The organism is Lysinibacillus sp. PWR01, from assembly GCF_043359455.1.
Lineage (GTDB): Bacteria > Bacillota > Bacilli > Bacillales_A > Planococcaceae > Lysinibacillus > Lysinibacillus fusiformis_F.
In genome coordinates this window covers 1-12,341 of sequence record NZ_JBHERJ010000080.1, presented here as the reverse complement: position 1 = coordinate 12,341, position 12,341 = coordinate 1, and the positions used below count along the sequence as shown (strand labels likewise).

Annotated in this window: 13 protein-coding genes; 9 read left to right on the top strand and 4 right to left on the bottom strand. The window is 39.9% G+C overall.

What is annotated here, in order from left to right:
• The 8 genes from ACEVFT_RS17615 to ACEVFT_RS17580 all read left to right on the top strand — a co-directional run bounded on the left by ACEVFT_RS17615 (position 1) and on the right by ACEVFT_RS17580 (position 7,825).
• Positions 1 to 168 carry a hypothetical protein gene (locus ACEVFT_RS17615; RefSeq protein WP_205442745.1) on the top strand — a complete coding sequence of 56 codons (168 nt, stop codon included), beginning with the start codon at positions 1 to 3 and terminating at the stop codon, positions 166 to 168.
• 87 nt (positions 169 to 255) lie between these two features.
• The gene (locus ACEVFT_RS17610; protein ID WP_393950871.1) at positions 256 to 885 is read left to right on the top strand and encodes a TetR/AcrR family transcriptional regulator; all 630 of its coding nucleotides are present in this window, start codon (positions 256 to 258) and stop codon (positions 883 to 885) included.
• A 15-nt stretch (positions 886 to 900) separates the two neighbouring features.
• Positions 901 to 1,920, top strand: a complete 1,020-nt coding sequence (locus tag ACEVFT_RS17605; RefSeq protein WP_393950870.1) for a 2,3-butanediol dehydrogenase — start codon at positions 901 to 903, stop codon at positions 1,918 to 1,920.
• 176 nt (positions 1,921 to 2,096) lie between these two features.
• The gene (locus ACEVFT_RS17600) at positions 2,097 to 3,458 is read left to right on the top strand and encodes a PepSY-associated TM helix domain-containing protein (protein WP_205442748.1); all 1,362 of its coding nucleotides are present in this window, start codon (positions 2,097 to 2,099) and stop codon (positions 3,456 to 3,458) included.
• A gap of 167 nt (positions 3,459 to 3,625) precedes the next feature.
• Entirely contained in the window at positions 3,626 to 5,104 is a 1,479-nt protein-coding gene (locus tag ACEVFT_RS17595) for a sensor histidine kinase (RefSeq protein WP_393950869.1), read from the top strand.
• Positions 5,082 to 5,768, top strand: a complete 687-nt coding sequence (locus tag ACEVFT_RS17590; RefSeq protein WP_205442750.1) for a response regulator transcription factor — start codon at positions 5,082 to 5,084, stop codon at positions 5,766 to 5,768. The genes ACEVFT_RS17595 and ACEVFT_RS17590 overlap by 23 nt, the downstream gene beginning before the upstream one ends.
• A gap of 115 nt (positions 5,769 to 5,883) precedes the next feature.
• On the top strand, positions 5,884 to 6,582 hold the full coding sequence (locus tag ACEVFT_RS17585; protein WP_393950868.1) for an ankyrin repeat domain-containing protein: 699 nt from the start codon (positions 5,884 to 5,886) through the stop codon (positions 6,580 to 6,582).
• Between the two features lie 157 nt (positions 6,583 to 6,739).
• On the top strand, positions 6,740 to 7,825 hold the full coding sequence (locus tag ACEVFT_RS17580; RefSeq protein WP_393950867.1) for a hypothetical protein: 1,086 nt from the start codon (positions 6,740 to 6,742) through the stop codon (positions 7,823 to 7,825).
• A 62-nt stretch (positions 7,826 to 7,887) separates the two neighbouring features.
• Here the strand turns inward: ACEVFT_RS17580 and ACEVFT_RS17575 are convergent, their stop codons facing one another.
• The 4 genes from ACEVFT_RS17575 to ACEVFT_RS17560 form a co-directional block, all read right to left on the bottom strand.
• The gene (locus ACEVFT_RS17575) at positions 7,888 to 8,493 is read right to left on the bottom strand and encodes a response regulator transcription factor (RefSeq protein WP_393950866.1); all 606 of its coding nucleotides are present in this window, start codon (positions 8,491 to 8,493) and stop codon (positions 7,888 to 7,890) included.
• Complete coding sequence (locus tag ACEVFT_RS17570; RefSeq protein WP_393950865.1) at positions 8,490 to 9,602, bottom strand: sensor histidine kinase; 1,113 nt, start codon at positions 9,600 to 9,602, stop codon at positions 8,490 to 8,492. Before ACEVFT_RS17570 ends, ACEVFT_RS17575 begins: the two co-directional genes overlap by 4 nt.
• Positions 9,562 to 10,743 (bottom strand): DUF418 domain-containing protein, encoded by a 1,182-nt coding sequence (locus ACEVFT_RS17565; RefSeq protein ID WP_393950864.1) that lies wholly within the window; start codon positions 10,741 to 10,743, stop codon positions 9,562 to 9,564. The genes ACEVFT_RS17570 and ACEVFT_RS17565 overlap by 41 nt, the downstream gene beginning before the upstream one ends.
• A gap of 153 nt (positions 10,744 to 10,896) precedes the next feature.
• Entirely contained in the window at positions 10,897 to 11,508 is a 612-nt protein-coding gene (locus tag ACEVFT_RS17560; protein ID WP_393950863.1) for a class I SAM-dependent methyltransferase, read from the bottom strand.
• A 231-nt stretch (positions 11,509 to 11,739) separates the two neighbouring features.
• Here ACEVFT_RS17560 and ACEVFT_RS17555 point away from each other — a divergent pair, with 231 nt between their 5' ends.
• Positions 11,740 to 11,982, top strand: a complete 243-nt coding sequence (locus ACEVFT_RS17555; protein ID WP_205442760.1) for a hypothetical protein — start codon at positions 11,740 to 11,742, stop codon at positions 11,980 to 11,982.
• Positions 11,983 to 12,341: the final 359 nt, after the last annotated feature.

Genomic DNA, 12,341 nt, shown 5'->3' with positions numbered 1-12,341 from the left:
ATGAATCCACAAGTTGTTGAGTACTATGAAAGCTTATTCAAATTTGAAATTATGCAAGAGCCTAGACCTTTAAAGGAGCTTGTCGAACAATATGTTGGGCATGATGCTACACATGAGCCATCTATTTTAGCAGCGTATGCCAATGTTTTGAAAGAATTAATAGGATAGAATATGTTTGGCTACTTCGAAAAACGAAGTAGCCTTTTTTAATAAGCACATGCTTTGACAATTATTTATAGGAGGCGTACAATTTCGTTGAACAATTGTTTTGAACGTTTGTTCAAAAAAGAGGTGATTACGATCGATCAAAAAGAAAAAAATAAAGAGGTAAAGGATCAAATTTTACAAGCGGCAAAAGCCTTGTTTTCATCAAGGGGCTTTGATGGCACAACGGTGAGACAAATTTGTGAAGAAGCAGATGTGTCACTTGCACTTGTTTCCTATCATTTTGGTGGTAAGGAAAATGTCTTTAATGCATTATTTGAACCGCTACGCCACACCTTTATGAATGCTCATTATGATGTTGAAGATTCAATCGGTGCGCTTCGTAGCTTTTGTCGAAACTTTGTTCTTTACCGAATCCATGAGCATGAATTAATTGATATTTTACAGCAAGAAATTGTCATGAATAGTCCAAGGCTTGAGATGCTAAAGGATGTGTTTTTACCTTCCTGGGAGCAGCTTCGGACAATTTTATTGGCTTGTCAGGAGCAGCAGACCATTCACTTCGAGTCACTTGATGTTGCGTTGAACTTTATTATGGGGACCTTAATGTATTCCTTGAACAATCCGTTTTTAAATCGTTCTTCCTTACAAGCAACGCCTGAACAGATTGCGGAGCTTTCAGTCAATTTCGTGTTACATGGTCTTCAAACAAAATTATAAAAAGAAGGTAATAAGATGAAAGCAGCAAAATTATACGGTATAAAAGATATTCGAGTAGAGGAGGCACAACTGCCAGCACTAGCACCAGGCATGGTGAAAGTGAAAGTTGCCTTTGCTGGAATTTGTGGTAGTGATTTACATGAATATGTAGGCGGGGCTTATGCATTCCGTACACAACCCGTTTTAGGCCATGAATTTGCAGGTGTCGTTGTAGAGGTTGCAGAAGGCGTTACACAAACAAAAGTAGGTGATCGTGTGGCAGTGGAGCCACCAATCCCATGTGGTAAATGTGATAATTGTCGACGTGGCTATTCCAACTTATGTAAGCGTGGTCAATCTTATGGCTATACGATTTCTGGAGGATTTGCTGAATATGCAGTCGTGCAAGAGGAAAATATTCACCTTCTTCCTGAGAATATGAGCTTAGAGCTAGGCGCACTTGTTGAACCGACAGCCGTAGCGGTTCATGCAGTTCGTCAAAGTCAATTAAAGCTTGGCGATACAGCAGCCATTTTTGGCGCAGGTCCTATTGGATTATTAGTCTTGCAGGCTGTGAAAGCTGCGGGGGCAAGCGAAATTTTTGTCGTAGAGGTTTCGGATGAACGACGCCAAAAAGCACTTGAATTAGGCGCGACCTATGTCATGAATCCAATCGACACAGATGCAGTAGCGTTTATTCGTGAAAAAACATCTGGTGGGGTAGATGTTGCGTATGATGCAGCAGGTGTGCAAGCAACATTTACAAGCGGTGTTAGTGCGGTTCATCCAGGTGGCGAATTTAAAATCGTCAGCGTTTGGGAAAGACCTGTAGAATTTAACCCAAATGCGGTGGTTTCACCAGAAGTGAAAATTAGTGGCTCGTTCGCCTATGTGAATATTTTCCCTGAAGTGATTCGATTACTTGCTCGTGGTGTGATTGATGGACAAGCTGTCATCACAAGCCAAATTGCTTTAGAAGATATCGTGGAAAAAGGCTTCGAGGCATTAACGAAAGACCGTAGCCAATGTAAAATTCTTGTCAATATGAGTTTGTAATTTATCGAAATCATAGCTGAACTTGCAGGTTTGGCTATGATTTTTTTGGCTACATTAATAACAATACCAATTGGAATACATTTGTTTGTCATAAAACTGCCTTTAGGACTTCATTCATATTTCACTTTTTATTTATATAATTAATCTGCTATAAATAGAGAGATTGGAGATCAAATATGAAAAATTTGCTTTATTCAAGGTTTTGGCGACTGCATTTTTTCGCAGCACTTTTTATTACGCCTTTATTGCTGTCTCTCACATTAAGTGGGATTGGCTATTTGTTTTTTACAGATGTAGAAAATCGATTATATGACGATTATTTCTTTGGTGAGAGCCATAAGGAAGAGGTCTTAACAATTGATGAGGCTGTGGAAAAAGCGGAGGCGGCATTTGCTGGATACTCTACTACAAAAGTGATTATGTTGGAGGAGCCTTATAATACGCGTTTAACTTTATCAAATGGCACTAAACAAAAGTACGTATTTTTAGATGACCACAATCAAATGGTTGGTAGTCAGGATGCCGATTATACATTTTCAAATATTATGAGAAATACGCATAGCTCCCTCTTTATTGGTGGTACCTTTGTGAACTATTTAGTAGAGCTGGCGGCATGTTGGACGATCTTTTTATTACTGTCAGGGCTTTATATGACATTCAAAGGAAATCTCCTAAAGAAGGGCAAGTCGGAGAATAAGAGACAAAAAAGTAAGAGATTGCATGCACTTGTTGGGACAATCATTACGATTCCAATGGTGATGTTCATTTCTACAGGGCTATTATGGTCTGCTTTTCAAGGTTCGATGCTAGCAGATATAGCTTCAGAAAATCCTACTTTTGGGTATCCATTACTTCAACAAAAGCCACCAACATCTGATGTCTCTGAAATGCCATGGGCCACTCGTCAATTAGAGGCACCCACATCAGAAGGAGAACATGCACAGCATCATGGTGGTGGCGCTGTCCGTTATACGAACGACAGCCAAATGACGATTGCTCAACTTGAAAAAGAAATCAATGCCAAGAATATCACTAAGCCATATTCGATTATTTATCCGTCAAACGGTGAGGGTGTCTATACAGTGGCAAAGGCTAGTAATTCTGGTGTAACAGGGCTGGATGTGAAGCCTACAGCCGAAGCCACAATGTATTTTGATCAGTATAGTGGGAAGTTTATCGATCAAGTGAATTATGACGATTATGGCATGTTAGCCAAATTCTTTACATGGGGCATCCCATTACATGAGGGGCATTTATTCGGCTGGCCGAATAAGCTATTAAATTTAGTGGTTTGTCTAGCCTTTTTAGCCGTAATAATGTGGGGAATTCGCACTTGGATTTTACGTAGAAAAAAAGGAGAGCTGTCTGCACCACCGCAAATTTCTCATAAAATGTCCATGCCATTCATCATTTTCCTTGTGATTTTAGGGATTGTAATGCCACTATTTGGTGCTTCATTAATCGCTGTGGTGTTGATTGAACTCCTCATTTTAGGCTGGCAAACAAAGAAGAAGTTAAGAGCAGAAGAAACTAAATAAAGCATAGAGATACGGCATAGCAGGATTGTGCCGTATCTTTTTTTGTTTATTTCACTAGCATGAGCGCAATACTATAAATTGTTTATAGATTTTTCAGCATGATTTTATAAAGTTTTAAGATTTGTATGGTACATTGCTAGTAGTTTCAGCTTATTGGGGGAATGTAGATGTCAATTAAAACAAGGTTTTTGCTATCATATGTGGGTGTCATTATCATTGCCATCACGCTTTTACTAGCAGCCGTATTTCTTTTTTCCTTTGCCATTACGGGCGATGTCAAAGCAATTGAGCATTTTTATAAAAAATCCTATGTCCAAAAACCTTTGACGACGGTGGAGGAAAATGCCTTTCTAGATTTAAAATGGCTAGCTAAAAATAATCCCCAGCAGCTTTTAAATCTCGAACAGCTAGAAAAAATCAATGAGCCTTCGATTGAGATTGTGGTACGAAAAGATCATCAAATTGTTTATTCAACGCAGAAAGAGCATAAACAATTATTGCTTCAAAGTTTACCTGGTTTTGAAGCGACCAATATTAATTCTCGTGACACGATTATGATAAATCAGGCCTTTTATACGTATGTCAAATTTGATTTTTATTTCCCCGATCAAACAGCGGGAAGTATTTTCGTTTTGAGAGAGGTTAGTTCCCATGCGGAGGTAACGCGAGAACTTTTACCAATTCTTTTAGGTATTTTATTTGTCTTATTTATGATGATTATTGGTTTTTTAAATTATTTAGTCTCAAGAAGTATTATTAAACCGATCTCAGCATTAAAAAAAGGGGCGGAACGCATTAAATCGGGCGACTTGAATTTTGAGATTGCGTCCCACTCGAATGATGAAATTGGACAGCTGAATCGGTCATTCGAGGAAATGAGAGTCAAATTAAAAGAATCAATCCAGCTTCAGCTCCAATATGAGGAAAATCGGAAAGAGCTCATCTCCAATATCTCCCATGATTTAAAAACGCCAATGACTTCTATTATCGGCTATGTGGAGGGCATTAAAGATGGTGTGGCGAATACAGAGGAAAAAATGGATAAATATTTAACAACTATCTATACAAAAGCAAAGGATATGGATGTATTAATTGATGAGCTATTCTTATTTTCTAAATTGGATTTAAAAAAGATTCCATTCCAAATGGAAAGCGTCAATCTCCAGCAATATATGCATGATTATGTAGAGGATGCGAGCTTTGATTTTATTGCACGAGACATTCATTTACAATATATATCAGCAGGCTCGCCGCTTTTTGCGATGGCGGACCGAGATAAATTAAGACGTGTCTTGACGAACCTTTTAAGCAATAGCGAAAAATATATGGATAAGCCATATAAGCAAATTATTATTTCATTGCATGAGCGAGCAGAGGATGCAATTATTCAGGTAACAGATAATGGTGCAGGCATTGATCCTGCCGCATTACCCTATATTTTTGATCGTTTTTACCGTGCGGAGCTTTCACGTAATTCGCAAACAGGTGGCAGTGGCTTAGGGTTAGCCATTGCAAAACAAATCGTTGTTGAAATGGGCGGCGATATTTGGGCAAAGAGCGAATTAACGAAGGGGACGAGCATAGTCATTTCATTGAAAAAAGATGAGGAGAAGGTGAATCATCATGAAAAAAATTCTGCTAATTGAAGATGAAGTGAGCATAGCAGAGCTTCAACGAGATTATTTAGAGATTAATGGTTTTACAGTAGCTATCCAACATCATGGAGAGGATGGACTAAAGCAGGCACTTGAAGGCAATTATGATTTAATCATTTTGGATATTATGCTGCCTGGGATGAGTGGCTTTGAAATTTGTAAACAGATTCGAGCCGTACACAATATTCCCATTTTATTTGTTTCAGCTAAAAAAGAGGATATTGATAAAATTCGCGGTCTTGGACTAGGAGCGGATGATTATATTACGAAACCATTTAGTCCGAGTGAATTAGTGGCAAGGGTCAAGGCCCATTTATCAAGATATGAGCGACTGGCGACCAATCAGCAAACGAATCATATGATGTCCATTCATGGCATTACAATCGATACTTCGGCTAGAAAGGTGTTTGTCAATGGGGATGAAATTGCCTTTACAACTAAGGAATTTGATTTACTCGTCTTTTTTGTCAAACACCCCAATCAAGTTTTAAGTAAAGAGCAGCTCTATGAGCGAAACTGGGGCTATGAATCCGCTGCAGATGTTTCGACTGTCACCGTTCATATCCGAAAGCTGCGTGAAAAAATTGAACGAGATCCAGCACAGCCCAAGTTTTTGGAAACAGTATGGGGTGCAGGCTACCGCTTCAATGTTTAAGTACAAACTACCTCGTCCTTGTGGCGGGGGATTTTTTTAGACTTTTTTAAGAATGCATTAATGGGCAATTTAGCATTACCACTTACACTGAGGAAAGAAAGGCGGTGTATGAAAATTGAAGAAGAGGCAGGCAGTTATCATCACATTAACATTTTTACTTCAAGGGTGTGCCTTACATGATACAGAGACGATCCAGCATAGTGAAGTGCTGCAAACAGATTGGTCGAGTGCGTTGCTGAAAGCAGCTGAAAAGGGAGATATCGATGGGCTTCAACATGTTTTAAGTCAAAATGTGAATATCGATGCTCAGGATTCAAATAACCGAACAGCCTTAATGATTGCTACCTACAATCAGGATATAGAGGCAGCGAAATTATTAATAGATGCAGGAGCAGATGTTAATATTCAGGATAATCAGCAAAATACGCCGTTTCTCTATGCAGGGGCGGAAGGCTATCTGGCTATTTTAAAAATGACCATCCAAGCTGGTGCCGATCCGACTATTTTAAATCGATATGGGGGAACAGCACTCATACCAGCAGCAGAACATGGTCATGTGGAGGTCATCGAGGAGCTATTGAGCAATACTGACATGGACGTCAATCATGTGAATCATTTAGGCTGGACAGCCCTGATGGAGGCAATTGTCTTAAATAACGGCAATGCAACACAGCAAACCGTGGTACAACTGCTGATTGAACATGGTGCTGATGTGAATATTCCCGATCAAAATAAGGTGACACCACTGCAACATGCAAAACAGCGAGGATTTAAAGAGGTCGAACAAATCCTCCTTGCAGCAGGCGCGACATAACCCAAACTGTAGAGACGGCTCTCTACAGTTTTTTTGTTCTTAAATTATTTTTCCTATTTTTTAATTCTTTTTTAATCATTTATTTATTGGCAGTTTAGATATGGACCTTATGATAAATTTTGTAAACCAAATAACACCATAAAGGAGAGTTCAACAAATGAAATTAAGAAAACGTCTTGTCCCAGCAGCATTAGCTTTATCGGTATTATCAGCAGGTCTAGTAACCGTAGGCGAGCCATTAAATGTGGATGCAGCAAGCAATAAAGCGGTAGCAGCAGCGGAAAATGAGCAAGTAGCTAAAATAACAAACATCAAACCATTAAATACGATGACACTACAAATTACATTTAATCAGCCATTAGCAGCTGCTGATGTAGACCTAAATAATTTAGATGCCATTAAAAAACATTTTACTTTTAATGGAGATTTAGCGATTGTCAATGTGCCACGCTTAATGACAGGTTCTAAGAGTACATATATTGTACCGACAACATTCCAAGAAGATGATTTTATTTATACTTTGAGCTATAAAGAGCAACGCAATCAAGTTTTTGAGGGCACGGATGAAAAGGTGTATGTACGCCATGTGGAGCAAGTCACAAACGATACATTCACGTTGGAATCATTCCAAGAGGATGGTGTAGTAGATTATGCTAACATTATTGAAGCCTATCGCGCGGGTCGTGGAGATTTAGCATTTAGCTTAGATCGTCATAATCGAGATGCTAGCGGAAAACGCTTTGATGTTATTTCTTCATTACGTGATCGCTATGTGACAGTGAAAACAAGTGAGGGAGAAGAGTTTGTTGCTAATTATGTACCATTTACACAAGCAGCTGATGGCAGACAAGCTCCTCAATTTAGACTTCCTGTTGGCAAAGTTTTAAAACCAGGTGTGACTTACCGTGTGTACGCACAATGGGCGGAGATAGATGGAAAGAGCTTTGTAGCGAATGAAATCGCGCCATTCACCCTGCAATCAGCGAAAGCAATAGATGAAAAATCCATTGAATTACAATTAAGAAACGATCCACCATCTGATTTACTTGCTGGCCGAAGTGTAGAGCTAAAAGGAAATGATGGAAGCATATTGCAAGCACAATATCGTTATTCATCACGTAAAGGTGCTGTGGGCATTTTTGATCTAGCGAACGGTGGCACGTTGAAGGCAAATGTCAGCTATATCGTTATCCCATTAAACAACTGGGCTATAGCGACAAATGTAGTGCTACAAGGAAAATAATCGTTTCCATAAAATAATGTCTAACCTCGTAAAAATCTCGTCACGGCTGTGGCGAGATTTTTTTAAAGCCAGCCTTTTTCACTTGCTACCTGAGCGGCTTGCTGTCTGGATTCCACTTGTAGCTTTTGGATAGAGGTTGATAAATAATTGCGAATTGTGCCCTTTGTTAAATATAATTGCTTACTGATTTCGTTTGTAGTCAAGCCTTCTTTGACTAGCTGAAGTACCGCAATTTCTCGTTCATTTAAAGGGTTTTGCTCCTTCATAAATAAGGAAGCAGCTAAATCCTTGCTGACCACCTTTTCTCCCTGCATGATTTTTCGGATAGTAGCGATTAAATAATCAATCGGTTCATCTTTCAATAGATAGCCGTGAACCTCGCAATCGATTGCCTTCTGTAAATAGCCTGGACGTGCAAAGGTTGTTACAATCATCACCTTGCAAGGGAGGTTGGCCTGTTGTATTTTTTCAGCAAGCTCTAGCCCTGACAGATGGGGCATTTCGATATCGACGAGGCAAATATCTGGTGGTTCCTGCTGGATAAATTCCCATGCTTGTTGACCATCTGCCACCTCGGCTATGACCTCAATATCAGGTTCAAATGCTAGGAGCGAAGTCAAGGCACCACGTAACATTTGCTGGTCCTCTGCTAGTAATACACGTATCATGTTAGAGGCTCCTTTCCGTCTTGAATTGGTAGGTTAAGTGTGACGCTTGTGCCTGTTGGTGTGTCACTGTCAATCATGGCATAGCCTTGCAACATATGCATTCTTTCTTTTATGGAGTGGATGCCATTCCCGCGTCCTTGTGACTGTAAACCGATGCCATCGTCCTTCATCACAAGGGTATATTGTCCAGCATGACAATAGATGGTGATATGGCATTTTTTAGCCTGACTATGCTTGAGAATATTCGTAGTGGCCTCACGTACACATAAAGCGAGCATCGTTTCCTCCACACTAGAAAGTACGATTTGAGGACATTGATTGGCCAGGGTTGTCGTAATATTCGCACTTTGTAAAAGCTGCTGGCAATGGATAAGCTCCGTTTGTAATGAAATAAAATTCATCTCAGACACTAGCTCACGTACCTGTTTTAAGGCTGTACGGGTAGTGGCTAATATATCATGTAGCTCAGGCTTCACGCTTGAAGGATCTCGGTCGATTAGTTTTGTCGTTAGTTCGGTTTTCACTTTAATCATTGTGAGTGTATGACCGATTGTATCATGAAGGTCTCTAGCAATTCGCTGTCGTTCCTCTTGCTGAACAAGCTGTGTATTCACGTCTGCCAGTTCGGCTTGCAGATTTTTCGACTTTTCCACAAAATAAATGAGAATCGGGAGCACCAGCTGAAACATCATAATCGGTACTAGCACCTGTGACTCCTTTTGTAAAAGGGAATCTGTTGTTATGTACATGACTGTCAAAAACATGACAGCGATGGCTACGATTCCACAGGCAATATGCCTTTTTGATTTTGCCCGTCCTAGTAAATCGGCAAAGGTAAAGCCAAAAATAAGCATAAAAGGATCGACTAAAATGCCAAGTAAGGTGATAAGGACAAAGGCTACTAGTGATGCAACAAGTAGCCTCCCATCTCGATGCCATAAAGCAATGTAGAAGGCTATTAGGTATAAAAGGAGCACTGCTATTTTCATAGCAAAGGGAAGGGAATAAGACCCTAGCACCATAGTGATCAAGAAAATGACAGAAGCTGTATCAATGATTAAATAATGCTTAATTTGTTCTCTTGGATATATTTTTATTACTAGCACCATCCTTTGTTGCTGATTGCTGTGTCATTGCTTGAAGGGCTTTTTTACGAAGCCATTCCATCGGACCCATTTGAAATGGCTGTAACCAAGCGAATGCTATAACTAGCTGTAAGATAGATAGAGATAGCCAAATACCAATGACGGTGAAGCTATTGACTTGCCCGCCTAAGCCAAGCCCCCAGCCATAAAAAATGATCGACGCAAGCACGTTTTGGAGGACATAGCAGCTTAAAGACATTTTGCCGACATAGGCAAAGCGCTGCCAAAGCCAATCTAGCCTCTTATATTCTACCAGTTTACCTAAAATTCCAATATAGCCAATAGATAGAATAGGGGCACATAGATAGCGAACAGGTAAATCAAAAAGCCCACCAGGAATAAAAATAAGCAGATTGATAGGAATGCCAATGAATACACCAATCTTAAATAGCTTTTGTCGAGCAAGGCGTCCTTTGTCTGTTGGTGAAAATACCTCATTACGCATGAACTTCACGCCAAGTAAAAATAAAAAGACATTCATTGGGATAATAAAAATAGCTTCTGAGCGATAAAATAAAAAGTTTGTTAGACGATGCTGTACCTGCGCAAGCCATGTGCCATGTTCATAGAGCGCGGCAACGGACGCCATACCATTTAAGGAAACTCCTGCTCCTTGTAAGGTACTGATAAAAATAAGCAGAATCAATAGAACGTGAAAGCCACCAAAAAGATAGAAGGCGCCTGTCATGACCTTGTCTCCCAAACGCACAATAAATGCAACGATGAAGGCTGTGACGGCATAGCTCATTAAAATATCATATTCCATCACAAGCGTGTAATGCAGCAGCCCCTCCAACCCTAAAAAGACGATAGTCCACAGATACACGCCAGGCCAAGCTGTGCCTCTACGTAAGGCTTGCTGATATTTTAATTGTAAGCCCACCCCAAACATAATCGTTAACAGTCCAAGCAGCTTACCATTAACGAAAAATAATACGACCATTCGTAAAAAATCATGGGAGGACCACCAACCAGAATAGTTACTTGTTGTGATATACGATAAATCTCCTAAATAAGCAAAAATCCAAATATTTGTGCCGAGCGTTCCTAAAACCGCAAAGCCTCTTAACATATCGATAAAAGGAAGTCTTTGTTGCGTTTGCATAAGTTCGATCACTCTTTCTTTGTTTTCTTACCTTAAGGATAAGAAAATCTCAAAAGAAAACCTATTCACACCAGTCAAAGGATCTTGATGACAGGTGTCATAAAATATGCTGTGACAGCACAAAAAACCAGCAACGCTTTGGATGCTGGCTCATTATTTTGTACAGATATAGATGCGATAGTCTAAAATTTTTTCGTATTTTTCATTCATGGCGATGTGCTGATCCATCATTTCATAGAACTCAGATTCCATATCTGTGGACACTTGAAATTCCGGCTTGGATGAGATGGATTTGTTTTTTTGTATATGGATATCATGAAAACCAGCCTGTTGTAGTAGTCCTACCCAATCCTTTTTTGTGAGGAGAGACTGAAAGCCATAAAATTGTTGGATGTCCTCTGTAAGTTTAGTGCGAAGTGTTTTGGGAATGGTGAATTCAATGGCAATGAAGCGGCCACCTTTTTTCAATAAACGATAAATTTCCTGCAAAGCCAGCTGTAGATTAACAAAGGCTAGAACCGACTCAGCTAGAATCAAGTCAAATGACTCGTTCGCTAACGAGGTTTGTTCTATAGAGCCTTGCAGAAGACTAACAGGTAGACGCGCTTTCTGCATGCGCTGACGAGCCTTTTCTATCATGATAGGCTGAATATCGAGACCTGTGACGTTTGCTTGATAGGAAGATGCTAAATAAGCGGCCGTTTGTCCTGTACCACATCCTACATCTAAAATATGTGCGTTTTGCTCGATATTCTCTGCTTGCAAGACAGCCTTTGATAGATTGATGCCCCCTGGATGTGCGCCTCCAACCCCGAACTTAGCTAAAAAGGTAAGATAATGAGAGCCTTGAATAGTACCACCTTCTTTTTTTCTTATAGTATGACAGGGAAACTAGTATGGTTCCCTCATTATTTTTAACCTCTTCTTCAAAAGTCTAATTCGCTATTAATATTTGCACATATACTAGTGAGAAGCTTTCAGATAGGGGGTGTATAAATGCCATATTTTCAGCCGAATGCTAGAAGGGGCCCATATCCGCCAAACAATAGGCAATATTTTGGCCCACCTTTTCGAGGTAGAATGGTGCAACCTTACTATTCTCCCAATCAACAACAACAAGGCCCTAGACTAGGAAATTTACCAGATCATTTAAATACGATTATGGGGCATGCTGGGACGATTACAAATGGAGTTAATATGTTGAGGCAGATGGGATCGTTACTAAGTTTATTTAGATAAAAACTAGAAACCCTCTTAAGAAAATGGTCTTAAGAGGGTCATGTTGTTGAAAAAAGAGGATGTCAACGGCAGAAAAAGCAACTTGGCAAGATGAGGGGTTGATTTCCGTTCCGCCAGCGTCCTTTCCAGGGGGCGTTTGAGGAGCCGCTTCACTCACTAGCGTTCGCTCCAGGGTCTCCTCTGTGACGCTAAATCCCCTAGGAGTGACGCTGGCTCCACTCCAATCAACCATTTTGCAAAGTGTCTTTTTCTTATCTTTCATACTAGCCGTAGCGATCAAAATAGCACATGATTTGTATAATTAGATAGGCTCTTATTTTCAATGTGTAGTGACAACACCTCTTCATAAAGAGTAGTGA